Raw genomic sequence first — 24,238 nt, forward strand, 5'->3', positions numbered from 1 at the left:
GGCGGCCGGCTGGTTCCGGCCTAGTAGGTGGCGCGGCCGCCGGACAGGTCGAAAACGAAGCCAGTGGTGTAGGAGGCCGCCGGCGAAATGATGAATTGGATGAGCGAGGCCGCCTCGGCGGGCGTGCCGAACCTGCCCATCGGGATTTTGGCGGCCTGGGCTGCCTGTTGTTCTTGCGGAACTTCGGCGAAGAGCGGGGTTACAACATTGCCCGGGGCGAGGGCGTTGACGGTGACCCCTGACAGCGCAAACTCCTTGGCGAGGGACTTGACCAGGCCCAGGATCCCGGCTTTGCTGGCGGAGTAGGCGGCCATGTTGGCCACGCCTTCCTTCCCGGCTGTCGAGGAAATGTGGAGTAGCCGGCCGTAGCCTGCTTCTGCCATTCGCGGCAGGACGGCCCGGGAGACGATGAACGCCCCGGTCAGGTTGATCCTGATGATGCGTTCGAAGTCTTCCACGGACATGTCCGCCGCAGGGGACACGGGACCCAGGATGCCGGCGCAGTTCACCACCGCGTCGAGCCCTCCCATGTCCTCCGTTGCGGCGGACACGGCCGCAGCAACGGACTTTGGGTTGGTGACGTCCATGGCCAGTGACGAGGTCCCGGCTTCTCCGGGCCAGGTGGCCGAGGGCAGGTCGGCGCCGACCACCGCCGCCCCGGACGCCCGAAGGCATGACGCCGTCGCACGCCCGATGCCGCTGGCTGCCCCGACCACCAGGCAGCGGGACCCGGTGATGGTGGCCGGTGCCTGGCGTGTCATCGGCTAACCGCCCGTCGGAAGTTGGCAAGCATGCGGTCAGCGTCTGCGGGAATCCCGGTGAAGAGTTCGAAGGCGGCGGCTGCCTGGCCAACCACCATGCGGCCGCCGTCAAGTACAGCGCAGCCCTTGCCACGCGCTGCCCTGATCAATTGGGTTTCGAGCGGCCGGTAGACCACGTCCGCCACCCACAGGCCGGGGTGGATGAGGTCCGGATCCACCGGTGTACCGGGGTGGCCTGTCATGCCGATGGGCGTGGAGTTCACCAGCCCGTCGGCCTCCCGGAGGCTTCCGGCGATGGCATCCGTCCCGCTCACTGACAGCTGGCTGCCCGGGAAGTGCCGGGCGAGCCTGGCGGCGAGATCTTCGGCCCTTGCCGGTTCAATATCAGCAATGACCAGGTTCCTGGTTCCGGCGCTGAGCAGCCCGAAGGCCACTGCCGCACCGGCTCCCCCGGCACCGATCTGAACCACCGAGCCGGTCGTTGCGGTCGGAAGGCCGGCCCGGAGACCGCCGATGAAGCCAACGTGGTCCGTGTTGTGGCCCACCGCCCTTCCGTTGTGGAAAGTGACGGTGTTGACGGCACCGAGGATCCGGGCTTCGGGTGAGAGTTCGTCGAGGCCGTCCTGCACCAGTTGTTTGCTCGGATGGGTGATGTTCAGGCCGTCGAATCCGAGGTCTGCTGCGCGCCGCACCAGTGCCGCGGACCGCTCTGCGGGTTCTCCGATGACGTCCAGATCGATGACTCGGTACGTGCAGGAAAGGCCCAGGCTATCGGCTTCCGCTTCATGTAGGGCCGGGGTCAGTGAGCCGCCGATCCCCGATCCGAGCAGTCCGACGACAAACCGGTGGCCGGTATCGGCTTCACGTGGTTGGAATGACCACAGGCCAGGCAGCGCGAGCTGGCTCATGCCTGCACCTTGGCGGTGGCTGCCGCAGGAATGGCGGACGACGCCGGGTGGCGCGCCAGGTCAGACTTCTTCAGTCCCAGCTGGGCAGTTGGAGTCTTGAAGGTCTCGGGTGCCATCAGCGCAGCGACCGCGGAGATGGCACAGGCCACCGCGGCGAAGGTTGCGACCGGCACCCAGTTGGCTTTGTCCCCACCGATCAGCAGCTCGGAAATGACCGGGGCGAATCCGGCCAGGAGCAGTCCGAACATGAGGCTGATGGCCATGCCCGAGTACCGGACCCTGACCGGGAACTGCTCCGGGAAGTAGGCGGGGTAGATGGAGTTGGTGGACGTGTAGGCGACACCGATCAGCAGGATGCCGGTGAGGAAGATCAGCGGGACGTTCGCGGCGGAGAGGGCCATGAAGAACACGTAGATCATGCCGATCTGCAGCAGCAGCCCGGAGACGAAGACGGGTTTGCGGCCGATCCGGTCCGACAGCATGCCTGCCAGCGGACCCATGGCGACGGCGGCAAGGTTCGCGACGGCGATCACCGTCAGCATGAGTCCCTTTTCCACGCCGACCACCGAGGTGGCGTAGGAGAGGGCGAAGACGTTGATGATGGTGTTGATGATGGTGAACAGCGACATTGCCGTGACGCGGATGACGGTTGCCCAGTGATGCCGGAACAGCGTAACAAGCGGTACCTTGACCACTGCGTCGTGCTCTTTGACTTCCTCGAAGACGGCAGGCTCTTCGAGGAGGCGGCGGAGGATAAAGGCGATGACTGTGACTACTGCGCTGGCGAGGAAGGGGATGCGCCAGCCCCAGGAGAACAGCTGGTCTTCGGGCATGGATGCCACCGGAATAAAGACAAGGGTGGAAAGCACGATGCCGAACATGATGCCGCTCATCGTCCAGCTGGTGTAGAAGGCGCGCTTCCCGTCAGGGGCGTGCTCAAGGGTCAGTGAGCTTGATCCGGGTGATTCGCCGCCCGCCGAAAGTCCCTGCACAAGGCGAAGAACCACGATGAGGATGGGCGCTGCCATCCCGATTTGGCTATAGGTAGGCAGGCAGCCGATGAGGAAGGTCGAGGTACCCATTAGCAGCAGGGTCAGGAGCAGGACCCGCTTGCGGCCGAACTTGTCGCCGAGGTGCCCGCAGACCACTGCTCCGAGCGGGCGGGCGATGTAGGCGACGCCCACCGTTGCAAAGGACAGCAGCATGGCGGAGGGACCGGGCGCGAAGAACAGCTTGCCGAAGATCAGCGCTGCCGCGGAGCCGAAGATGAAAAAGTCGTAGTACTCAAGTGCGCTGCCCACGAAGCCGGATACGGCCGCGATTTTCGCGTTGTTTTTGGGGCGTGCTGGAGCCGATGTCGACACTGACATGGAGTTCCCTTTCTTGTGGTTCGCCGCTTGATGCGGCTGCTCCATCCAGTGTGGCTGTCATCACTTAGCTAGTCCACGACTAAAATGATCTATCACTATGCTGCTATTCCACTAAGTGGAGTTAGGTGCCGTCAGCGGGGAATCTCCGGAAAGATCTCTTCGACAACTCCGAGCACAGCGGCCAGGACGGCTGAATCGTTCTCCGCCGACCACGCGATGGCATGGTTCATGAAATGCGGCGGGTCATCCAGGGCCACGTATGTGGCTCCGGAGGGAATGATGCCCGCTATCCCGCTGCTCATCAGGGTGACCCCCACACCGGCGGCGACGAAGGTCAACACCATGTAGGGGTCTGACAACTCCTGGACGATGCGGGGACGGAATCCCGCCGCCTGGCAGGCCGCGAGCATCACGTCGGTCATTGACGATGAGCCATCCAGCGGCGGGGAAATGAAGTCGTCGGTTGCCAGTGACTTCAATGGGATGGACTGTTCCTGGGCCAGCGGATGGTCCAAAGGAAGTACCGCGCCGACTTCCTCACTGGCAACCAGCCTGGTCATCACCGACGCTGGCGGGGATTCGGGAAGGCCAACGAAAGCAAGGTCGAGAGCGCCCTTCGCGACGCTGGCCAGTCCATCAGCCGTTCGGACCCGGCTGGTGAGGTCCATCTTGATGTCGGGATAGCGACGCCGGACGGCGCGGGTGAGCGGCGGAAGAGTGAGATGGTTTACGGCACCTGAGAATCCAATCCTGATGTTGCCACGGACGCCCGCCTCCTCGGTCTGGGCCGCCTCCCGGGCAAGGCGCATTTCATGGAGCACACGGTACGCCCGCGGCAGCAGGGCATACCCTGCCGGTGTGAGGGCTACGCTTCTGGTGTTGCGTTCAAAGAGACGCGTCCCCAGGTCCGCCTCCAGCTTCCGGATGGTCTGGCTCAGCGGCGACTGCGAAGTGTGCAGGCGCTGTGCGGCACGGCCGAAATGCAGTTCTTCGGCGACCGCAACAAATGCTTCCAGCCAGCGGATCTCTGTCATATCTTCAGAATTTACTCTTTCGTGCCTATTGCCGTGGGCGCGCAGCTTTCGCAGACACCGGCGCTCCCCCATGCGCAGGAACCTGGCCGGGCCCCAAGGACCGGGTTTAGGCTGGGCGGATGTTGACCATCGGAACCATCGTCCTCGGCGTCAACGACGTTGCCGCCGCCGCCAACGTCTGGAACGCCGCCATCGGCTACGTCCCGCGGGAACCTGGCGACGACACGTGGGTGACCCTCGTGCCGGCGTCGGGCCCTGGCGCGGAACTGTCCCTCCAGCTCAGCGAAACGCCCGTCCAGGACCACCCGCGGATCCACCTGGACCTCTACGCGGATGACCAGGCTGCGGAGGTTGACCGGTTGGTCTCGCTGGGCGCCCAGCGGGTGGACTGGGACCTGTACCCGGATGACCCGGACTTCGTGGTCCTGGAGGATCCGGACGGGAACCGGTTCTGCGTCATCGACAAAAGCCCGCGATAGCGCCGTCACCGGAAACAAGCCCGCCGCCGGCACCACTACTTCCCGCGCGACACTGTCAACGCCGGCTACCTGCGGGAGAGCGGCAAAAACACCTTCTGGCGCGGCGTCACCATCGGAGGACTGGCAGTCAGGCAGGAAGGACGACGGCGGGTGGGCACCCGCCGTCGTCCTTCCTGCTTTGATCCCGGCCGTCAGCAGCGGGCGGCCGGGCTAGGAGTTCCGGCCGCCCGCGCGCCTGTCAGCGCTGGTTCTTGCGCGGCTTCACGATGTTGAGTATGCCGCTTTCATGTTTCGCTTTTTTGTCGGCCCGTTTTTCAAGAATCGACTTGCCGACCTTTTTGGCAGCGGAGCCCCTGGGAGATTTTCCGGACATCGGAATCACGCCTTTCCTTGCTTGCGATACCCGCCACCCTACGCCGTTTTATTTATTTATCCAGGCCTCCCAAAATCGCCCCACGCAGCCGCCTCCGCCTGCCCTGCGGCGGGCTCTGGTCATTTTCGGAGCGGAGTACAAAAACATTAGATTGATGATTTTGCTGATTTGGGCATGGCGCCGAAATTTCCGAAATTGCCGCAGGAAAACCACCCACTCAACGCCAGAATTCAGTGAGCTGCGGGGCCAGCTTTTCACCGTGGCCGAACCCAGCCCGGGCCGCGGCCGGACGAAGTGACAGATCCATGGCGTTGGCGCCAAACATGTGCTCGGAACCGCTGTCCGGGAAGACCGTTTCCACCCTGCTCCCACCTGCAGTCAGCTCCGCCATCTGCGCGGTGAGCTGCATGCCCCATTCGAGCGGCATCCGGGTCCTGCCGCCAAAGGGCGAAAGCACCAGGACGCGCCCGTGCCCCGCGGCAAGGTCGGCGTTCTCGTTGCGCCGGTAGCCGCCGTCGATATAGCGCCTGTCCCCGATCCCGTAGGCGAACCCGCTGGCACAGCTGGCGGCGACGGCGTCCACCAGGTCCACGCCGCTGTTGCGGTCGAAGACGGCCGGTTCGCCGGTGCGGGCATCGACCGCCGTAATGAGCAGCCTGTGCTGCGGCCACTCCCGGATTGGCAGCCGGCTGGCGACGGTTTCGCGCCACCGCCCGGTGGCGTCATGCGCGGAAGCGAGGTCCAGCGCCAGCGCGCCCATCCTGCGGCGCATGTCGGCTGGATCTGCAGCTGAGGCGATGATCCGGTCAGTCCGCTCGAGGTGGTCGGACACCGGCCTGGCGGGACTCACCCCAGCAGCTGCTCCGGCCGGAGCCGTTCGTTGCTGCGGCGCAACATCAAGGACGGCCGCATAGAGTTCGGCGGGAGGGGCGCCGGCGATCTGGGCTGCAGCTGTTGACCCGGCGGAGGTGCCGATGACCAGCTCGGCGCCGGCCACGTCCAAACCGGCATCCGCCAGCCCGGCGAGGACGCCGATCAGCCATGCATTTCCTGTTGAGCCGCCGCCGCCAAGGACCAGTGCGCGCCCGGAAGACACCGCGGAGGTGCCGTGCGGAGTTAAAGAAGGTGTTGAGTTCATGGGAGTCGCCCTTCGCGAATTGCCTGATTCGGCGCTCCCGGTGGCGACTAGTTCAGCCGCTCGATCGTGGACTGCGGGGAGCACCCATTGCGGATACAGCATTCATGGGTCTCACCTCCTGCGGCCTGGTCACGATCATGGGAATCTTGGCACACCTGCTGGGCCGGGCGCAACGGGTAAATTTGTAGCGATGATTTTGATTGAGCGGGACAGCCCCGCGCGTGATGACGTCCGTCTGCTCCTGAGCGAGCACCTGGCGGACATGTTCGCCACCTCGCCCGCCGAAAGCGTCCATGCCCTGGACCATTCCGCGCTGTCCGGGCCGTCCATCTCGTTCTGGACCGCACGCGAGGACGGCGCGCTGCTGGGGTGCGGCGCCCTCAAACTTTTGCCCTCCCCGCCGGCACCGCAAGGCACGGCGAGATCAAGTCGATGCGCACCACGGCAACGGCGCGGGGACGGGGTGTGGCCACCCTCATGATTCGGCATATCCTTGAGGACGCCCGTGCCCGGAACCTTGGGCACGTCTTCCTGGAGACCGGAACAGAGGATTACTTCGCGCCCGCACGGCGTCTCTACGCCCGGCACGGTTTCACCGAGTGCCCGCCCTTCGCCGACTACGTCCTGGACCCCAACAGCGTGTTCATGGAGCTGAGGCTCCAGGCGTAAGGGTAGACGCCCCCTTACCGCGGAAAGTGTTTGGGGGCGCCGCTGGATTCGCGGGGAATGAGCGTTGGAAGGGATTTCCGTATGCGCGGTTCCTTTCCGGGATTCACAATGAGGTCGATCGCGGTGGCGGCGATCTGGTCCAGGGGTACCCGCACGGACGTCAGGGGCGTGGAGAGCCTGGCAGCCAGGGGGATGTCGTTATAGCCCACGAGGGCCAGGTCTTTCCCTATCTCGATCCGGTGATGGTGCGCAGCGGCAATGACCCCCATGGCAATGTTGTCATTGGCTGCGAATATGGCTGTGGGTCGGTTTCCCGCAGTGTGTCCAAGCAGGGTTTCACCTGCCGAATATCCATTCTCGATGCCGTATCCGGCCGCGATCAGCCATTCTTCGCGCGGCTGTATCCCTGCTTCGCTCAGTGCTTTCCGGGCTCCTGCCAGGCGTGCGGTTCCGGTTGATGTGAAGGCGGGACCGGTAACAACCGCGATGTCACGGTGACCGAGGTCAATGAGGTGGCGTGCGGCGAGGTATCCGCCAATCTCGTCGTCTCCGAGCGCGGAGGGGCTGATACCGTCGGTGCGCAGCACCAGCGCATGGGCTACCCGGCGCTCACGCAGCCGCCGGGGAGTTCGTCATCGAGGCGTGCCGTGGCGAGAATCAACCCGTCGACGTTTCTGTCCAGGAGTGTTTCGGCTGCGCGTCGTTCATCCTCGGGGTCATCCCCACTGGTAGCGACCATGGCGAAGTAGCCGCGGGAAGAGGCGGCCTTTTCGAGTTCTTCGAACATCAGGGCCATGACGGTGTCGCTCAGGCGGGGGACCAAGACACCCAACGTCCGGGTCTCGCCGCGGCGAAGACTTGAGGCGAAGGAGTTCCGCCGATAGCCGAGCTCCTCAGCGATTTTCCGGACGTGTATTGCGGCCGCTGAACGGGACGGGGTGCGTTCATCCAGGGCCCGGCTGGCCGTGGAGATGCTGACGCCACTGGCAGCTGCGACGTCCTTCAGGGTAACGATCTCAGCCGGTAAGGCCCGTTCCATCGCGGTTCTCCTCTTCAGCAAGGGTGTAACAGACACTCTATTCCTCCAACTTGCAAACGTTCCCTTGACAGTGAGCTGCGACACGTGCAAACTTGAAAACGTTCCTGCAAACGTTCCCATACTAGCGGAACTGCCAACTATCAAAGAAGACAAGAAGGTAGCTGTAATGACACTCGATCTCCGCGGACTCAGCCCCGCACCTGTCGCCCCGTTCACCGAAGATGGCGCTGTCGACTTCGCTGCGATCCAGCGTCTGGGTTCGTGGCTCGGATCGATTGAGGGCGTGAAGAGTCTCGTCGTCTTGGGCCACGCCGGCGAAGGCACGTTCCTTACCGAAGAGGAGCAGCTGGACGTCATCCGCGCGTTCGTGGCGTCCACCGACGGCCGCATTCCGGTCGTGGCGGGCATCACGAAGGAGGGCAACAAGACCGCGGCCCTCGAGGCCAGGAAGGCCGTCGAGGCCGGCGCGTCAGCTGGTCTCGTCTACCCCTCGCACGGGTGGCTGCGCTTCGGATACCAGAAGGGTGCCCCGCAGTCGCGCTACCAGGAGATCTACGAAGAGTCCGGCCTGCCGCTGATCCTCTTCCAGTACCCCGATAACACCAAGGCGACCTACGACCTCGACACCCAGCTGGAGATCGCAGGCCAGGAGGGCGTCTTTGCCACGAAGAACGGTGTCCGCAACATGCGCCGGTGGTACACCGAGATTCCCGCACTGCGCGCCGCGTACCCCGAGCTGCAGGTGCTGTCCTGCCATGACGAGTACCTGCTCCCGACAATGTTCGATGTCGACGGTCTGCTCGTCGGCTACGGCAACATCGCCCCCGAACTGCTCGTCGAACTGATCGAGGCCGGCAAGGCGCAGGACTACAAGCGTGCCCACGCCATTCATGAGCGGCTGCTGCCAGTGACCAAGAACGTTTACCACCGCGGCTCCCACATGGAGGGCACCGTCGCCTTGAAGTGGGGCCTGGTGAACCGTGGCATCCTCGAGCACGCCACAGTGCGCACCCCGCTCCTTCCCCTGCCGGAAGGCGCCGAGACCGAAATTGCGGAAGCCTTCGCCGCCGCAAACATCGGCAAGGTCACCGCCACTGTCTGATCCACGGATCCTGAGGATGGCGGGGACAACTCCCGCCATCCTCCCCTAGGCTTTTGCCATCTCCACTCTTGGTCAATGAGGACCCCAGCACCGCGCTGGAGAAGGAGGACTCGCAATGCGCGAGCCGAACAACACCACCACCATGGCTGGCGGCCCCAACGCCGCCCGGATAAATGCAGAGCTCGTAGCCCGTCTCGAAAGGCTTCCGCTCACCCGGCGTCTGACCCTGATCCGCGTGATCATCGGGTCCGCCACGTTCTTCGACGCCTACACCGTCCTGGCCATCGCCTTCGCCATGCCGCAGCTGTCCACGGAATGGCACCTGACGGCCGGGGAGATCGGGATGATCCTGTCAGCCGGATACGTCGGCCAGATCTTCGGCTCACTCTTCTTTGGCCAGCTGGCCGAAAGGATCGGCAGGCTTCCCGTCCTGCTCATCACCATCCTGCTCTTCGTCTCCATGGACGTCGCCTGCCTGTTCGCGTGGGGCGCCGCGTCGATGATCGTCTTCCGCTTCATCCAGGGCATTGGAACCGGTGGTGAGGTCCCGGTGGCCAGCGCCTACATCAACGAATTCGTTGGAGCGAAAAAGCGCGGCAGGTTCTTCCTCCTCTACGAGGTCATCTTCCCCGTGGGCCTCATGTTCGCCGGCATCGCCGGGTACTTCCTGGTCCCGGTGGTGGGCTGGAAGGCGATGTTTATCGTCGGCATCGTCCCCGCCCTGCTCACCATTCCCATGCGCTGGCTGATGCCCGAATCCCCCGCTGGCTCGCCTCCCGGGGACACGTAAACAAGGCTGACATGGTTGTCACCATGCTGGAAAATGAAGCCCGAAAAGCAGGCCACGCCCTTTCCGAGCCCGTTGTGCGCCCCGTGGACCCGAAAGCGACCGCCCGGACCGACTGGCGCGAACTCTTCTCAGGCATCTACCGCAAACGCACGCTCATGATCTGGATGCTTTGGATCTGCGTCTACATGGTCAACAACGGCCTTATCACCTGGCTCCCAACGCTCTATAAGCAGACCTTCAACCTCCCGCTTCAGGCCAGCCTTGCCTACGGCTGGGTGACATCGGCAGTAGGCGTCGTGGCGTCCATCCTGTGCGCGCTCCTCATCGACCGCGTGGGCCGCAAGCGCTGGTACTCATGGGCATTCCTCGCCGCTACGGTCCCGCTGGTAGTGCTCACCGCCCTCGGCGCCGTCTCCGCCACGCAGGTTGTGGTGTTCGCCAGCATCGCCTACGCCATCCTCCAGACCATCTCGTTTTCCCTCTACCTCTACTCGGCCGAGCTCTACCCGACGCGTCTCCGCGCCATCGGCACCGGATTCGGAAGTGCCTGGCTTCGGGCAGGCTCCGCGATCGGGCCCATCCTGGTCGGCTGGATCGTGGACAATTACGGGGTCAGCTACGTCTTCACGGTCTTCGCCGCAGTCGCGCTCATCGGTGGACTGGTCACCATCTTCTTTGCCATCGAAACCAAGGGCCGGGTCCTCGAGGAACTCTCGCCCTGACCCGCACCACAACCACAAAAACAAGGAAACGTACGACGCCGGGTGGGCACCCGCCGTCGTACGTTTCTGTTTGCCAGGTCTACAACTGGCCGGTGGGGCCGCTGTCCTTGACTTCGCCACGCCAGCCTCCGGTTTCGGTGCCGCGCGATTCAACGAAGTCCTTGAACTTGCGCATGTCCGCCTTGACCTGCATCTTGTCGATCTTCAGCGCCGCGCCTGCCTTTTCGGTGACGGTTTCCGGGGCCCATTCGAAATGGACTTTGACCTTGGTGTGAGTAGCGTCCAGCGGCGTGAACCTGACGATGCCGGCATGCGACTTGCCGTCGACGCTGCGCCAGGCGATCCGGTCATCGGGCTCCTGGTCGACAATTTCAGTGTCGAACTCCCGCCTGACGCCACCCACCTTGGTAACCCAGTGGTTGGTGGTGTCCGTCAGCTGGGTTATCGATTCCACTCCGGACATGAACCGCGGAAAGGATTCGAACTGGGTCCACTGGTTGTAAGCGGTACCCACTGGGACGGCGACTTCAACGGTCTCTTCAACCTCTTCGAAGTGTTCCATCTGCTTCCTCCTTATGACGGACGGCCGCAGCGACAGACCGGCAGCACTGGCCTTCCTGCCAGTCAGGCAGCCGCCACCCCAGCACGATAAGTCCGGCAGCTATCTGTGTCCAGAGCCTTGGAATTCCCAAGCGGACGACGGCGGGTGGGCGCCCGACGTCGTCCGCTTCCGGTTGGTGCCTACCCGCTGAAGGCGACCTTTTCCCAACTCAGGACGTCCTCACCCGTGGCGCTGTTGCCGGCCACAGTGAAGCGCACATAGTCCACGGCGTTGTTGGCGCCGTCCACGGTGATGCGCCGCAGGTTGTCCGCTGGGGCCGAGCCGTAGATGCCCAGCCACGGCGATCCCGCGGCGAGGGGCTGGTTCTCCGCGAAGACGTGGCTGTCACCGTTGATGAGGTAGACCGGTGCGTCGAAGTGGTTGGTTTCCTCGACGATCGCCTGCACGATCCCGCGGAAGCCGGAGACGGTTTCGGGATTGGCGGTGGCGTCGGCCAGGAGGGAAGGGTCGAACATGTCGGCCTGCTGCATGAGCACCACCGAGCGCTCATTGCTGCGCCTGGCGTCGGCGAAGGTCTGGTGGATCTGGGTGATGACGGCGTCCGTCCGGTGCTCCACCTCCGCCAGCTGCTCCGGGGTGGGTTCTGTCTTGCCCAGGCCCGTCCACGGCAGGAGGGAGTTGTTGCTGCCCTGGACGTTCAGGACGGAGAAGGCCACCCGGTTCTTGGTGAAGCGGACGTCCTCGGGCAGGCCCAGGTTCGCCTGGGACTTCACCGGCATGGTGGCGCCGAGTGTCTTGCCGGGCTGGTTGAAGAAGACCTCCCGCAGTTTGTCCAGGCGTTCCAGCGGGTTGTAGGCGCCGTTGTTGGCGCGGTGGCAGTCCACCCATTCGTTGTCGCCAGGCGTGTAGACCAGCGGGTGGGTGAAGGTGTCGAACTGGGAGCGGATGTAGGAGAAGTACCCGTCGGAGCAGACGGAGGAGCCGTTCTTGATGTCGCCCACGTGTGCTACAAACTTCAGGTCCTTGTCGGCGTTGAGGTCCTGGATGCGGGACGGGAACTTGGCGATCTCGGTTGCGCCGTAGGGGATGTCGCCGATCGCGGCGAAGGTGAAGGCCTGGTTGTTGTCGCTGCTGCTGTCCGCAGCCTGTATTCCGGCGAATGCGGGCTGGGACGCAAGGAGGCCAAGCGCCAGGGTGAGTGCCGCCGTCGTAATTTTCAAAGTCTTTGTGGGCATGTGATTGCTCCTGTTTCTGCTAAATGCCTAGGCGCCGCGGGCGGTGAGGAACTGCTGGAGGCCGGCGAGGTCGTCGGTGTTGATGTGGTCCACGCCGGCGTCGGCCAGTTCGGTCCAGACGGCGTCGCGGGCGGCGCCGGGCTGGTCCGGGGTGGCCCAGAAGCGGACGCGGTAGCCGTTGGCGTGGGCCGTGGCAACGAAGGCGCGCAGCTTGGTCCGCTCGGATTCGGGCATGGGGCCCACGCCCTGCCAGGTGAAGAGCTTGGTCCAGTTGTCGCTGACCAGGGGCATCAGGGCGGCGGGGAGGCCTGAGGCGAGGTCCGTAGAGCGGCCGTCGTAGAAGCTGAAGCGCTGGGTCTGTGCCTGCATGGTGGCCAGTGGGCGGTTGCCGCTGATGACGGCGGTCACCGGGCCGGTCTTGACGTTGCCGTTGGTGTAGCGGCTCATGATGCCGCGGTGCTCGGACAGTTCCTGTTCGACGGCGGCGTAGGTGGCCTCGCCTTCGCTCTTGATGTCGATCAGGAGTTGGAGGCTGCCGTCCCACTGGGGGTAGACGCTGTGGCCGGGCTGGCTGCGGACCAGGTCCTGGAGCGGGTCGAGGTAGAGGCTCTCGAGCGTGACGCCCTGCTTGGCGTCGGCGAGGTCGTGGGCCACCCGCAGTTCGCCGTCCACAAGCCACACGTCCGCCTCGACGCTGGTGAAGCCGTGCTCCAGGGCGTCGAACAGGGGCCGGTCATGCTCGTAATCATTGTGGGCGTGTGTCCCGGCAAGCGGCTGGCCGACGACGACGGGAGCCGGCCTGGGTGCCTCAGCCGGGGCTTGAGTCTGCGCCTGGGCGGGGGCTACGGCTGTCCCGGCAAGGGAAGCGAGGATGGCGACGGTGGCGAGGGTGCTTTTCACGAACACGGAGTACTCCTGGTGCGTCGGGGATGTCTGCCCGGCCGGGGTGTGACGGGCGGAAGGGTGCCCGAACAGCTTGCTGTGCCTGCTGGAACGGTTTGGAGCGCTTTGGTTGATGGTGGGTAAACGGAAGGGAACAACAGGCCGGTCCCTACAGGACCGGCAGCCTGCTTCCAAGACCGGCACGGATGTCTACTTCACTTCCAAGACCGGTACGGATGATTGCTCCACGTGGCGCCGTGGTTGGACGCGGTCCTGGCTGTGCCGGGGCGCACACCAACGGAGCACGCCGACGGAGAGCATGAATACCCCGGCTATGACGCAGCCAGATAATCCACGCATACTGCTTCCAAGAGGCTTCCTTCTCCGGGCAGGAAGCCCGGCGGCCACAGTGGCGGTTCCCGGTCCGGTTGTTCGGCGTTGTATTGGCGCCCGGTGGGCGAGATCCAGCCGGGTGGTTCGTTCCTGGCGGTTGGTCCGGGGCTCCAGCCCGTTCGGTGCTTGAGCCTGTGGTGCTTGGGGCACAGCTGACCCAAGTTGCTGATTCCGGTGGTTCCGCCATGTTCCCAGGCTGTGAGGTGGTCTGATTCATTATCCAGGCTGGCGTTGCTGCAGCCGGGAAAAGTGCATTTTCCATCGCGCATCCGCAACCACCGCTTCAGTGATTCCGGAAGGCGGTAGCTGGTCCGGCTGATTTCCAGCGGTGCCCCGTCCCGGGGATCCACGAGGACCCGGTAGAACGAGCCGGCACCTTCCGTGACGAGCCTTCGGGCCATCGACGCCGGGATGGGTCCGTAGCCGTCAAGCTCGGCGGCCTCGTCCGCGGTTCCGAGGAGTGAAAACACCGGCACTGTGACCAGCACGTCGGCTTTAAGGGAGGGCGCCGCGCCAACTGCCTCGGCTGGATTGCCCAACAGCAACCCCGCAGCCACATCCGCCCTGAGCTGGGCAAGCGTCCGCGGTTCATCCGGGCCCTGCAGGCCGCGGGCCATGGCGGACATCCTGTTCCAGACCGCGCATGCCGTGTCCGCGGGCATGTACAGCGAGACCCATGCCATTCCGTCCCGGTCCAGGGAGTACTCCATCCGCCGGTCCCCTGCGCACTTCGCGTGCCTCGAATCCAGGGACTCCGGGTGATGCCGTTCCCGCCAGGAACGGACTTTCCGACGAAACCGGGCCGGCACCAATTCGCCAGCAGCGGCTCCCCTGGCCGCGTTCGGTGCCTCCGGGTCAAGGAAGTGAGCCTCCAATGAAGCGGCCGCAGCGTGGTTGAGGCCAGAGGTTTCGTCCACAAGGATCCGTGCGTGCTGCCAGGAAATGCTTCCGTCCTGCAGCGCATCCAGCGTCGACGGCAAAGAGCTGGTCAGCGCCTGGGCTTCCCCCAAAAGTGCAGACGCGGCACGTTCACCGATGGTGAGGACGCAGGCAACCTCTGCCACCAGGCTCATTTCCCGCGCCGACGATTCATAGGCACTTTGCGCCGGCCCTTCCAACGCCTCTGATGCCTCTGCGTAACCGGCCAGCAATTGGACCTTCGCCGCGGCTGTGGCAGCTTCGATCCGGGCCACCACCGCCAGGCCGTCCAGGCAGGACTCGGAAAGTTCCCGCAGAGGATCATGGCCAGAGAGGCCGTCACCACGAGCCGACGCTTCCGAGGAACGGGCAAGGACTCCGGCCATCTCGTTCACCAGTCCGGCCAGGGAGGTGACGGCAGCCGGCAACCCGGCCCTGCGTCCCGCGTCCACAACCGCTCCGGTTTCCATACCCAAATGCTGTCACTGGGGTCTGACAATTCGAGTTCCCCCCACAGCCGAACCGAGTATCCGTCATCGCGCCCGCTTCGGTTCCCCACCGCCAGGGTTTTGCACTCCGGTCGGTCATGGGCGCCGGCATGGGGTCAGATTCCATGCCGGCTGTGTCCCAAAATGGGAGGCACGCTGTCCTAAACCTCCGCAACCGGCGCAGCGAACTGGGCCTCGTACAGCCGTGCGTAAGCCCCGCCGGCGGCCAGCAGTGATGAGTGGGTCCCCTGCTCCACGATCTGGCCGGCTTCCATCACCAGGATGAGGTCGGCGTCGCGGATCGTGGACAGGCGGTGCGCGATCACAAATGACGTCCGGTCTGACCGCAGGGCGCTCATGGCCTTCTGCACCAGCACCTCGGTCCGGGTGTCCACCGAAGACGTCGCCTCGTCCAGGATCAAAACAGAGGGCCGCGCCAGGAAGGCCCGCGCGATGGTCAGCAGCTGCTTCTCACCCGCTGACACGTTGGACCCTTCGTCGTCCAGCACGGTGTCGTATCCCTCGGGCAGGGACTTCACAAAGCGATCAACGTACGTCGCCCGCGCGGCCTCAAGCACCTCCGAAGAAGACGCAGCGGGCCGGCCGTAGGCAATGTTGTCCCGGATGGTCCCACCGAACAGCCACGTGTCCTGCAGCACCATCCCCATCCGCGAGCGCAGGTCGTTCCGGGTCATGGTGGTGATGTCCACGCCGTCCAACGTGATCCGGCCGGCATCCAGCTCGTAGAACCGCATCATCAGGTTCACCAGCGTGGTCTTGCCCGCCCCCGTCGGCCCCACAATGGCCACCGTCTGCCCCGGCTCCGCCACCAAAGACAACCTGGAAATCAGAGGCTTGTCCGGCGAATACGAGAAGGACACGTCCTCGAACACCAGCCGCCCGCGCCCGGCACCATCAGGACTCTGCAAAGAAGCACCCACAGGATCGGCAGACTGTTCCTCCGTATCCAACAACTCGAACACCCGCTCAGCCGACGCAACGCCGGACTGCAGCAGGTTGGCCATCGAGCCGAGCTGCGCCAGCGGCTGGGTGAACTGCCGCGAGTACTGGATGAACGCCTGCACGTCACCCAACTGCATGGCCCCGGACGCAACCTGCAGGCCGCCCACCACGGCAATCCCCACGTACACCAGGTTCCCGATGAAGGTCATGGCCGGCATGATCAGCCCGGAAATGAACTGCGCCCCGAAACTCGCCTCATACAGCTCCACGTTCTTCTGCCGGAACCGCTCCCCCACCTCGCGCTGCCGGCCGAACACCTTTACCAGTGCATGCCCGGTGTAGGTCTCCTCAATCTGCCCATTCAGCTCACCGGTGTTCTTCCACTGCTGCACAAACAGCTTCTGCGAGCGCTTGGCAATCAGCGCCGTGATCCCCAGCGTCAGCGGAATGGTCACCAGCGCGATCAGCGCCAGCGTCGGGGACAGGATGAACATCATCACCAACACGCCCACCACCGTCAGCAACGACGTCACCGCCTGGCTGATGGACTGCTGCAGGCTCTGCGAAATGTTGTCCACGTCGTTGGTCACCCGGCTGAGCAGCTCACCGCGCTGGATCGAGTCGAAATACCGCAGCGGCAGCCGGTTGATCTTCGCCTCGATCTTCTCGCGCAGCCCAAACACCGTCCGCTGCACCACGCCGTTCAGAACATACGCCTGCCCCCACATGAACGCCGACCCCAGCACGTACAGCACCAGCGCCCACGTCAGCACGCTGGCCAGCGCCGCAAAGTCGATCCCCGCACCCGGCGTCAGCGTCATGGCGCCGAGCATGTCCGCCTTCTGGTTCTCCCCCGCCGCCCGCAGCTGCGCGATCAGTTGCGCCTGCGTCATCCCCGGCGGCAGCTGCTTGGACACCACACCGGCGAAAATCAGGTTGGTGCCCTCGCCGAGCAGCCGCGGCCCAATCACCTGCAGCACTACGCCCGCCACGGCCATGACCAGCACCAGCACCAGCCAGAGCCGTTCCGGCCGCAGGGTGCCCAGCAGCCGTTTGGCCGAACCGCTGAAGTTCATCGCCTTCTCTGCCGGGACGTTCATCCCGGCAAACGGTCCGCCGTGCCCTGGGCCGCCGCGCGGCCGGGGAATGCGTACGACGTCGGCCTGGCCGGCTCCGGAGCCGGGCCCGGCTTTGGTGCCGCGAGCGGGACGGGTCCCAGGGTGTTGGGTGCTCATACCGTTTCCTCCGCTGCCAGCTGGGACGAAACAATCTCACGGTACGTCTCGGATGTCTCCAATAACTCATGGTGCGTGCCGTGCGCAACGATCCTGCCGTCGTCGAGCACCATAATCTGGTCCGCGTCAACGATGCTGGACACGCGCTGGGCGATGATGACCATGGTGGCACCGGCAGTGGTGCGCTTGAGCGCCTGGCGCAGCCGGGCGTCGGTGCCGGTGTCCAGGGACGAGAACGAGTCGTCAAAGATGTAGAGCTCGGGCCGCTTCACCAGGGCCCGGGCGATGGCCAGCCGCTGCCGCTGCCCGCCGGAGACGTTGGTGCCGCCCTGCGAGATCGCCGCGTCCAGCCCATCCTCCATCTGCTCCACGAAGTCCCGGGCCTGGGCGATCTCCAGCGCGGTCCACAGCTCGTCCTCGGTGGCGTCCGGGTTGCCGTACAGGAGGTTGCTGCGCACGGTGCCGGAAAACAGGTATGGCCGTTGTGGCACCAGGCCGATGTGCCCCCAGAGCAGGTCCGGGTCCAGGTCCCTGACGTCCACTCCGTCCATCAGCACCGCGCCGGAGGTGACGTCGAAGAGCCTCGGCATCAAGTTCACCAGGGTGGTCTTGCCGGAGCCGGTGCTGCCGATGATCGCGGTCGTCTGCCCAGCGCGGGCGGTGAAGCTGATGCCTGACAGGACCGGCTGGTCGGCACCCGGGTAGGCGAATCCGACGTCGCGCATCTCCAACTCGCCGCGCCGCTGCCTGCCGGCGAACGCCGCGCTGGTGACCGGGTTCTCCGGCGGCAGGACGCTGGAACTGGTGCCCAGCACCTCGCCGATCCGGTCCGCGGACACCGACGCGCGCGGGATCATCACCGCCATGAAGGTGGCCATCATGACGGACATGAGGATCTGCATCAGGTAGCTCAGGAACGCGATCAGGGTGCCCACCTGCATGGACCCGTCCTCGATCCGGAAGGCGCCGAACCAGATAACCGCCACGCTGGATACGTTCAGGATCAGCATGACGGTGGGGAACATCAGCGCCATCAGGCGTCCGGCCCGGAGGGCAACGTCCGTGACGTCCGTGTTGGCCTGGGCGAACCGCGCCGTTTCCATGTCCTCCCGCACGAATGCCCGCACCACGCGGATGCCCGCGAGCTGCTCGCGCAATACGCGGTTCACGGTGTCGATCCGGGCCTGCATCTTGCGGAACAGCGGCACCATCCGCGTGACAATGAGCCCGACGGCGATCAGCAGCACCGGGACACACACGGCAATGAGCCAGGACAGCTGGGCGTCCTGCCGGATGGCCATGATCACGCCGCCGATGCTGAGCATGGGCGCGGCCACCATGAGCGTGGCGGACATCAGCACCAGCTGCTGGACCTGCTGGACGTCATTGGTGGACCTGGTGATCAGGCTCGGGGCGCCGAAGCGGGTGACCTCCTGCTCGGAAAACTCGCCCACGCGGTCAAAGATGGCGCCGCGCAGGTCCCGGCCCAGGCCCATCGCGGCCTTGGCACCGAAGTACACGGCCACCACGGCGCAGGCAATCTGCGCGAGGGTGATGAGCAGCATGACGCTGCCCGTGGACATGATGTAGGCGGTGTCGCCGCGGGCCACACCCTGGTCAATGATGTCCGCGTTCAGCGTTGGCAGGTACAGCGACGCGATGGACTGCGCCAGCTGGAAAACCACGACGGCGACCAGCAGCGGCCGGTGCGGCCGCAGGTATTCGACAAGCAACTTCCAGAGCATACGTACAAGCCCTCACCTGACGGAGTGTCCACAAACGTGGTGCGAAGGTCAGTGTACGTCCGGAGGCTGGGACTTAACCGGGCGTTGTTGGAGGAAGTTTCGGGGTTCACTGACGGCGTACGCGGGCCCTCCGAACAGCTCTTTGGGCCTCCTTGATCAGGGAATCAGGCTATCGGCGCGGTAGCGGTCGAACAGGGCCGTGAAGGAATCCAGCGTCCGCCGGTATCCCATGAAGCCGGCGTCCCGGCTTTTGCCCATGTCCGTCACCACCTCGATGCCGCGTCCCAGGTCACCGTCCGTGTGCCACCAGGATGCCACCCGGTCCAGCTCCGGCTCGCTGAGGTTGTGGTGGGCGGCGAGCTGCCGCCACTGGTCCCCGCGCCCCGCCATGGACTGCTCCAGGGGACGGGGCTCTCCCTGGTACCCCTCCCACTCCACGCCGAAGTAGGCGGCGAGTTTCGGCCACATCCACCGCCAGCGGAACACGTCACCGTTGACGATATTGAAAGCCTGGTTCGCGGCTTCCGGGGTGGTGGAGGCCCAGAGCATGTGCTCGGCCAGCAGGCCTGCATCCGTCATGTCAGTGAGGCCGTTCCATTGCGTCTCGGATCCCGGGAACACGAACGGCTCCCCGCTGTCCCGGCACAGGGTGGCCTGCGCAGCAAGCGTAAGGCCCATGTTCATCGCGTTGCCCACCGCGTGGCCAATCACGGTGTGTGCGCGGTGCACGGACCAGGTAAAGCCCTGCCCAGCCGCTGCCGCCCAGAGTTCATCCTCCTGGGCGTAGTAGAAGTTGGGTACTGGAAGGCGCGGCTCCTCCTCATGGAAGGGCGTGTCCGGCATCTCCCCGGCCGCGTACGCCTCGAACGGTCCCAGGTAGTGCTTAAGGCCTGTCATCAGGGCGACGTGGGACACGTCCTTGCCCTGCAGTGCTCCGAGGAGATCACGCACCATGCCGGCATTGACGGCGATGTTCTCTTCCTCGGTGGCCCGGCGCGACCACGCGGTGAAGTAGACATGGGAGGGGTTCTCCGGACCAAGCACAGCCGCCAGGGAGGAAGCTGAGGTCAGGTCCGCCGAGAGCCACCGGACGCCAGGGCGCTCAGCTCCGGGCCTGCGGGACAAGGCAAGGACAGCCCAGCCTTCGCCAACCAAAGTATCCACCAGCGCGGACCCCGCGATGCCGGTGGCACCCACCACCAGGGCAGTCCGCCCGTTGCCCGCTGCTGATCCTGCTCCCGCTGCTGTTCCTGAACCGATGGTCATAGTGCTCCTTCTGCTGCAGGGTTGTCCGACGACGCCCCCTTGCGACAAGCCCCAGCGTCAGGCAGATATTCCGCCGCTCAATCGAGGTGGAGGCGGAGGGGGCTAGAAGGTGCCCTCCGTGTCAGGCTCAATCGCCCACGCAAGGCGGTGCAGCACACTTGCCGTCCGCCCCCGCAGGATTGACCAGGGTGACAGGCTGGGCTTCTTTACCCGAACCCTCTTGGGCGCACGCGGCAGCGCGCTGGTGGCAGTGTCGTCGCTCCTCGCAAGGAAGAGGGCTACAAGGCTTGAACCGTCCATGAAGTTGTTTCCTGAAATTTCGAAAGTCCCACGCAAAAGGGTGGGAAGAAATGGAGAGTGCGGACTGACTGAGAGAGGACCCGCACTTTGATTATGGCTGGGGGCAGCGGCAGCCTCCCAACCGGTTGACCAACTGTTACGTTCCCTCACTTGGAGAACGGATCCCTCCTGGAAAAGAGGGGTTTCCCTCCCCCGCGTCTATGTTCCAATAGGAGGGTTGCACCGGCTGCCCGAGTCCAACCGCGGCCTCGGCCCAACGGAAGGAAGAAGCACATGACCGAACCCCAAGACCATCCCCCGGTCCCCACGCCCGGGAGCGCACAGGGCCTGGACCAGAAGGTTGGGGGTGGGTGCCCCGTAGCCCATGGCAGCGCCACGGCCCAGGGCAGCGAAAGTGAAAACCCGGCGATTGACACGCCGCAGCCCAAGGGGCACCGGCCACGGACCAACCAGGACTGGTGGCCCAACCAGCTGGACCTTTCCGTGCTTCATGCGCACAGCCAGGCGAGCAACCCGCTGGGCCCGTCATTCAGCTACCGCGAGGAATTCCAGAAGCTGGACGTGGAGGCACTCAAGCGTGACATCACCGAGGTCCTGACCACCTCGCAGGATTGGTGGCCGGCGGACTTCGGCCACTACGGCGGCCTCATGATTCGGCTGAGCTGGCACGCCGCAGGCACCTACCGCGTCCAGGACGGCCGCGGCGGAGCAGGTGACGGCAGCCAGCGGTTTGCCCCGCTGAACAGCTGGCCGGACAACGCCAACCTGGACAAGGCCCGGCGCCTGCTGTGGCCGGTCAAGCAGAAGTACGGCCAGAAGCTCTCCTGGGCCGACCTGCTGGTCCTGGCCGGAAACGTTGCCCTGGAATCGATGGGCTTCAAGACCTTCGGCTTTGCCTTTGGCCGGGAGGACGTGTGGGAGCCCGAGCAGATCTTCTGGGGCCCGGAGGATGCCTGGCTCGGCGACGAGCGCTACGTCGGCGAAGGGCAGATGTCCGAAGAGGTCGGCTCCACCGAAATGGGCCTGATTTACGTCAACCCCGAAGGCCCCAAGGGCAACCCGGACCCGGTGGCCGCTGCCGCGTTCATCCGCGAGACCTTCAAGCGGATGGCAATGAACGACGAAGAAACCTTCGCGCTGATCGCCGGCGGCCACACCTTCGGCAAGACCCATGGCGCCGGCCCCGCCGATGCTCATGTGGGTCCCGAACCGGAAGCCGCCAACCTTGAGGCACAGGGCCTGGGCTGGCTCAGCACCTACGGCAGCGGCAAGGGTGGCGACACCATCACCTCGGGCCTTGAGGTCACCTGGACGGACAGGCCTACGCAATGGAGCAACCGCTTCCTGGAGATCCTGTTCGAGTACGAGTGGGAACTGGTCAAGAGCCCGGGTGGCGCCCACCAGTGGGTGGCCAAGGACGCCCCCGAGATCATCCCGGACGCCCACGATCCCGCTAAGAAGCACCGGCCCACCATGCTGACAACGGACCTGTCGCTGCGCTTCGACCCCGTCTATGAGGCGATCGGACGGCGCTTCCTCAAGAACCCGGACGAGTTCGCCCTGGCGTTCGCCAAGGCCTGGTACAAGCTGCTGCACCGCGACATGGGCCCGGTGGGGCCCCACATGCTGGGCCCGTGGGTCCCGGAGCCGCAACTGTGGCAGGACCCTGTTCCCGCCGTCGACCATGAACTGATTGACGACCAGGACGTCGCCTCCCTGAAGGCCAAGCTGCTGGATTCCGGCCTGACCATCCCGCAACTGGCCGGCACGGCCTGGGCCTCGGCTGCCACCTACCGCAAGACGGACCGCCGTGGCGGCGCCAACGGTGCCCGGATCCGGCTGGAGCCGCAGCGCAGCTGGGACGTCTCCGAACCGGAGCAGCTGTCCACCGTGCTCCAGGCCCTTGAGCGTGTCCAGGATGAGTTCAATTCAGCCCAGGCAGGCGGCAAGAACGTGTCCCTCGCCGACCTGATCGTCCTGGGCGGCGCGGCTGCGGTGGAAAAGGCCGCTGCCGACGCAGGGTTCCCCGTGACTGTGCCGTTCCGGCCCGGCCGCACGGACGCCACCCAGGAGCAGACCGACGTCGAATCATTCCAGTACCTGCAGCCGCGGGCTGACGGGTTCCGCAACTACCTGCGGCCCGGCCTGAAGCTCCAGCCAGAGACCCTCCTGCTGGACAAGGCCTACATGCTGGACCTCTCCGCGCCGGAAATGACGGCGCTGGTGGGCGGCATGCGTGCCCTGGGCACCAACGTGGGCGGCGCCGGCCACGGCGTGCTTACGGACAGGCCGCAGGTCCTGACGAACGATTTCTTCGTCAACCTTCTCTCACCAGGCACCAAATGGAAGGCGTCCGAGTCGGAGGAAAATGTCTACGAAATTACCGATGCCGCCACCGGTGAGCTGAAGTGGACGGCCACCCCCGTGGACCTGGTCTTCGGCTCCAACTCGCAACTGCGCGCCCTCGCCGAGGTCTACGCCAGCGACGACGCCCGGGAGAAGTTCGTCAACGACTTCGTAGCCGCCTGGACCAAGGTCATGGAGCTGGACCGCTTCGACCTGAACTAGACCCCTAAGTCAGGGCCGGCTGCATACCGCAGCCGGCCCTGACTCCTTTGAAGCGATTGTCAGGGTCCGGCGGGAAAGCTGATCACCGCGGTGGTGCCGCCGCCCGGCGTCTCTTTCAGGCTCAGCTCTCCACCGTGGGCTTCCACAACGCGCCGGGCGATTGCCAGGCCCAGACCCGAGCCGTGTCCGTCACCGTCCCTGTGGAGCCGGACGAGGGGTTCCAGGACGCGCTGCCGGTCCTCCGGGGCGATCCCCTTGCCGTTGTCCGCCACAAACACCGTGGTTCCGTGGTAGTTGGAAATACCGCTGATGCGGACCTTGAGGTCCCGGTCCGGGCTCCGGTAATTCACTGCGTTGGCCACCAGGTTCTGCAGGAGCGTGCGCAGCTGGCCGGGATCCACATGGAGCTTCATAGCCTCGGCGTCCAGGACGGCGCCACTGCCGAAGGACAGGCCCAGATCCTTGGCGACCTCTGCTGCCACCGTCTGGAGGGAGACCCGTTGCCGCTGGAGGGCACCGCCCATCCGGGAGTAGGTCAGGACGTCTTCAAGCATGGCGAGCATCCGGTGCCCGCTGGCATCGATGATCTGCAGGTACTCGGCCGCAGGGTGGTCGCCGTCCACCTCGTCCCCGGCCATCTCCACGTAGCCCAGCATGGTGGTGAGGGGTCCGCGCAGGTCGTGGCTGACACGTCCCGCGAACTCCGCCAGTTTGGCATTGCTTTCGCGCACCTCGCTGAGGGCGCTGTTCAGCTGGAGGGTTCGCCGCTGGAGTTCCAGGAGCTGGACGGCCTGGCGGGCCAGGATCTCCAGCATGCCCAGGTGGTCCTTCCCAGGGGTGCCCGGGGTATTGGCGAAGACGCAGAGGGAGCCCAGCACGAACCCGGACGCGGTCTCCAGGGGCACCGACGCGTAGTACCGCACGGAGGCGATCTCCCCTGTCACAAACGGATTCGATGCGAGGCGGGGGTCCAGGGATGCGTCGGGGACAACGGTCGGCTTCCCCGAAAGGAAGACTTGTGAACACATGGAATCTTCGCGGGCGCAGACGGCGGCCTCAAAGCCGACGGCCGCCACCTGCTGTTGCTGATCGGAGGTGACAACATTGATCACGCCGAAGGGGACGCCGCAAAGTTTGGCGGCCAACTGAACCAGGTTCTTCAGGGGTTCCGTAGACAGCTCGTCAGGGGTGTGCGTGGATCCTTCGTCAGCGGCAAAGGCGAACCCGTATTCCTGCAGCAGTTCGTCCCGCCCGGCCGCATCCGCGGGAGCTGCAGTTACCGTCTGAGTGCGCGCCAT

General features: G+C 65.1%; 19 protein-coding genes and 2 pseudogenes. 6 read left to right on the forward strand and 15 right to left on the reverse strand.

Translation table 11 applies throughout. The annotated features are described in order from the left end of the window. Positions 1 to 20: 20 nt before the first annotated feature. From OUO20_RS14485 to OUO20_RS14500, 4 genes are all read right to left on the reverse strand, one after another. Entirely contained in the window at positions 21 to 761 is a 741-nt protein-coding gene (locus OUO20_RS14485; RefSeq protein ID WP_018770650.1) for an SDR family NAD(P)-dependent oxidoreductase, read from the reverse strand. Continuing rightward, complete coding sequence (locus tag OUO20_RS14490) at positions 758 to 1,669, reverse strand: shikimate dehydrogenase (RefSeq protein WP_268002015.1); 912 nt, start codon at positions 1,667 to 1,669, stop codon at positions 758 to 760. The genes OUO20_RS14485 and OUO20_RS14490 overlap by 4 nt, the downstream gene beginning before the upstream one ends. Continuing rightward, positions 1,666 to 3,039: an MFS transporter gene (locus OUO20_RS14495; protein WP_018770652.1), complete on the reverse strand. Its 1,374-nt coding sequence runs from the start codon at positions 3,037 to 3,039 to the stop codon at positions 1,666 to 1,668. Before OUO20_RS14495 ends, OUO20_RS14490 begins: the two co-directional genes overlap by 4 nt. A 131-nt stretch (positions 3,040 to 3,170) precedes the next feature. Continuing rightward, positions 3,171 to 4,073 (reverse strand): LysR family transcriptional regulator, encoded by a 903-nt coding sequence (locus OUO20_RS14500; RefSeq protein ID WP_018770653.1) that lies wholly within the window; start codon positions 4,071 to 4,073, stop codon positions 3,171 to 3,173. 119 nt (positions 4,074 to 4,192) lie between these two features. Between OUO20_RS14500 and OUO20_RS14505 the strand changes: the two genes are divergently transcribed. After that, positions 4,193 to 4,552, forward strand: a complete 360-nt coding sequence (locus tag OUO20_RS14505; protein WP_268002016.1) for a VOC family protein — start codon at positions 4,193 to 4,195, stop codon at positions 4,550 to 4,552. A 238-nt stretch (positions 4,553 to 4,790) separates the two neighbouring features. Here OUO20_RS14505 and OUO20_RS14510 read toward each other — a convergent pair whose 3' ends face one another. Then, complete coding sequence (locus tag OUO20_RS14510) at positions 4,791 to 4,934, reverse strand: hypothetical protein (RefSeq protein WP_155845608.1); 144 nt, start codon at positions 4,932 to 4,934, stop codon at positions 4,791 to 4,793. Between the two features lie 208 nt (positions 4,935 to 5,142). Beyond that, positions 5,143 to 6,063: a patatin-like phospholipase family protein gene (locus tag OUO20_RS14515; RefSeq protein WP_268002017.1), complete on the reverse strand. Its 921-nt coding sequence runs from the start codon at positions 6,061 to 6,063 to the stop codon at positions 5,143 to 5,145. A gap of 190 nt (positions 6,064 to 6,253) precedes the next feature. Between OUO20_RS14515 and OUO20_RS14520 the strand changes: the two are divergent. Next, positions 6,254 to 6,732 (forward strand): annotated as a pseudogene (locus OUO20_RS14520) (GNAT family N-acetyltransferase). A gap of 14 nt (positions 6,733 to 6,746) precedes the next feature. Here the strand turns inward: OUO20_RS14520 and OUO20_RS14525 are convergent. After that, a pseudogene (locus tag OUO20_RS14525) lies at positions 6,747 to 7,771 on the reverse strand (LacI family DNA-binding transcriptional regulator). 166 nt (positions 7,772 to 7,937) lie between these two features. On the opposite strand from OUO20_RS14525, the gene OUO20_RS14530 reads away from it, so the two are divergent. From OUO20_RS14530 to OUO20_RS14540, 3 genes are all read left to right on the forward strand, one after another. Then, on the forward strand, positions 7,938 to 8,873 hold the full coding sequence (locus OUO20_RS14530) for a dihydrodipicolinate synthase family protein (RefSeq protein WP_268002018.1): 936 nt from the start codon (positions 7,938 to 7,940) through the stop codon (positions 8,871 to 8,873). A gap of 115 nt (positions 8,874 to 8,988) precedes the next feature. Further along, a complete protein-coding gene (locus tag OUO20_RS14535) occupies positions 8,989 to 9,663 on the forward strand; it encodes an MFS transporter (RefSeq protein ID WP_268002019.1) in 675 nt (224 codons plus the stop codon). An 11-nt stretch (positions 9,664 to 9,674) separates the two neighbouring features. Then, entirely contained in the window at positions 9,675 to 10,385 is a 711-nt protein-coding gene (locus OUO20_RS14540) for an MFS transporter (RefSeq protein ID WP_268002020.1), read from the forward strand. Positions 10,386 to 10,464: 79 nt separating this feature from the next. Here OUO20_RS14540 and OUO20_RS14545 read toward each other — a convergent pair whose 3' ends face one another. From OUO20_RS14545 to OUO20_RS14575, 7 genes are all read right to left on the reverse strand, one after another. Continuing rightward, positions 10,465 to 10,947 carry an SRPBCC family protein gene (locus tag OUO20_RS14545; RefSeq protein WP_018770662.1) on the reverse strand — a complete coding sequence of 161 codons (483 nt, stop codon included), beginning with the start codon at positions 10,945 to 10,947 and terminating at the stop codon, positions 10,465 to 10,467. A 179-nt stretch (positions 10,948 to 11,126) separates the two neighbouring features. Next, positions 11,127 to 12,182 (reverse strand): hypothetical protein, encoded by a 1,056-nt coding sequence (locus OUO20_RS14550; protein WP_144600219.1) that lies wholly within the window; start codon positions 12,180 to 12,182, stop codon positions 11,127 to 11,129. Positions 12,183 to 12,209: 27 nt separating this feature from the next. Further along, positions 12,210 to 13,088 (reverse strand): phosphatidylinositol-specific phospholipase C/glycerophosphodiester phosphodiesterase family protein, encoded by an 879-nt coding sequence (locus OUO20_RS14555; protein ID WP_144600218.1) that lies wholly within the window; start codon positions 13,086 to 13,088, stop codon positions 12,210 to 12,212. 308 nt (positions 13,089 to 13,396) lie between these two features. Further along, positions 13,397 to 14,845 carry an HNH endonuclease signature motif containing protein gene (locus tag OUO20_RS14560; RefSeq protein WP_268002021.1) on the reverse strand — a complete coding sequence of 483 codons (1,449 nt, stop codon included), beginning with the start codon at positions 14,843 to 14,845 and terminating at the stop codon, positions 13,397 to 13,399. Positions 14,846 to 15,024: 179 nt separating this feature from the next. Then, entirely contained in the window at positions 15,025 to 17,061 is a 2,037-nt protein-coding gene (locus OUO20_RS14565) for an ABC transporter ATP-binding protein (RefSeq protein ID WP_326498041.1), read from the reverse strand. Beyond that, the gene (locus OUO20_RS14570; RefSeq protein ID WP_268002022.1) at positions 17,058 to 18,806 is read right to left on the reverse strand and encodes an ABC transporter ATP-binding protein; all 1,749 of its coding nucleotides are present in this window, start codon (positions 18,804 to 18,806) and stop codon (positions 17,058 to 17,060) included. The genes OUO20_RS14565 and OUO20_RS14570 overlap by 4 nt, the downstream gene beginning before the upstream one ends. A 156-nt stretch (positions 18,807 to 18,962) precedes the next feature. Continuing rightward, the gene (locus tag OUO20_RS14575; RefSeq protein ID WP_268002023.1) at positions 18,963 to 20,072 is read right to left on the reverse strand and encodes an SDR family oxidoreductase; all 1,110 of its coding nucleotides are present in this window, start codon (positions 20,070 to 20,072) and stop codon (positions 18,963 to 18,965) included. Positions 20,073 to 20,645: 573 nt separating this feature from the next. On the opposite strand from OUO20_RS14575, the gene katG reads away from it, so the two are divergent. Continuing rightward, positions 20,646 to 22,940: a catalase/peroxidase HPI gene (gene katG / locus OUO20_RS14580; protein ID WP_268002024.1), complete on the forward strand. Its 2,295-nt coding sequence runs from the start codon at positions 20,646 to 20,648 to the stop codon at positions 22,938 to 22,940. A 59-nt stretch (positions 22,941 to 22,999) separates the two neighbouring features. On the opposite strand, the gene OUO20_RS14585 is transcribed toward katG, so the two are convergent. Continuing rightward, positions 23,000 to 24,238 carry a sensor histidine kinase gene (locus OUO20_RS14585; protein WP_268002025.1) on the reverse strand — a complete coding sequence of 413 codons (1,239 nt, stop codon included), beginning with the start codon at positions 24,236 to 24,238 and terminating at the stop codon, positions 23,000 to 23,002.

It is taken from the genome of Arthrobacter sp. FX8 (genome assembly GCF_026723805.1).
GTDB lineage: Bacteria > Actinomycetota > Actinomycetes > Actinomycetales > Micrococcaceae > Arthrobacter.

Excerpts from the sequence above, each read along its gene's own strand:
- OUO20_RS14505 (WP_268002016.1), top strand. The coding sequence starts at position 4,193 with ATGTTGACCATCGGAACCATCGTCCTCGGCGTCAACGACGTTGCCGCC.
- OUO20_RS14500 (WP_018770653.1), bottom strand. The coding sequence starts at position 4,073 with ATGACAGAGATCCGCTGGCTGGAAGCATTTGTTGCGGTCGCCGAAGAA.
- OUO20_RS14535 (WP_268002019.1), top strand. The coding sequence starts at position 8,989 with ATGCGCGAGCCGAACAACACCACCACCATGGCTGGCGGCCCCAACGCC.
- OUO20_RS14560 (WP_268002021.1), bottom strand. The coding sequence starts at position 14,845 with ATGGAAACCGGAGCGGTTGTGGACGCGGGACGCAGGGCCGGGTTGCCG.
- OUO20_RS14570 (WP_268002022.1), bottom strand. The coding sequence starts at position 18,806 with ATGCTCTGGAAGTTGCTTGTCGAATACCTGCGGCCGCACCGGCCGCTG.
- OUO20_RS14565 (WP_326498041.1), bottom strand. The coding sequence starts at position 17,061 with ATGAGCACCCAACACCCTGGGACCCGTCCCGCTCGCGGCACCAAAGCC.
- OUO20_RS14515 (WP_268002017.1), bottom strand. The coding sequence starts at position 6,063 with ATGAACTCAACACCTTCTTTAACTCCGCACGGCACCTCCGCGGTGTCT.
- OUO20_RS14495 (WP_018770652.1), bottom strand. The coding sequence starts at position 3,039 with ATGTCAGTGTCGACATCGGCTCCAGCACGCCCCAAAAACAACGCGAAA.
- OUO20_RS14530 (WP_268002018.1), top strand. The coding sequence starts at position 7,938 with ATGACACTCGATCTCCGCGGACTCAGCCCCGCACCTGTCGCCCCGTTC.
- katG (WP_268002024.1), top strand. The coding sequence starts at position 20,646 with ATGACCGAACCCCAAGACCATCCCCCGGTCCCCACGCCCGGGAGCGCA.
- OUO20_RS14485 (WP_018770650.1), bottom strand. The coding sequence starts at position 761 with ATGACACGCCAGGCACCGGCCACCATCACCGGGTCCCGCTGCCTGGTG.
- OUO20_RS14540 (WP_268002020.1), top strand. The coding sequence starts at position 9,675 with ATGGTTGTCACCATGCTGGAAAATGAAGCCCGAAAAGCAGGCCACGCC.
- OUO20_RS14490 (WP_268002015.1), bottom strand. The coding sequence starts at position 1,669 with ATGAGCCAGCTCGCGCTGCCTGGCCTGTGGTCATTCCAACCACGTGAA.
- OUO20_RS14545 (WP_018770662.1), bottom strand. The coding sequence starts at position 10,947 with ATGGAACACTTCGAAGAGGTTGAAGAGACCGTTGAAGTCGCCGTCCCA.
- OUO20_RS14575 (WP_268002023.1), bottom strand. The coding sequence starts at position 20,072 with ATGACCATCGGTTCAGGAACAGCAGCGGGAGCAGGATCAGCAGCGGGC.
- OUO20_RS14550 (WP_144600219.1), bottom strand. The coding sequence starts at position 12,182 with ATGCCCACAAAGACTTTGAAAATTACGACGGCGGCACTCACCCTGGCG.
- OUO20_RS14585 (WP_268002025.1), bottom strand. The coding sequence starts at position 24,238 with ATGGCGCGCACTCAGACGGTAACTGCAGCTCCCGCGGATGCGGCCGGG.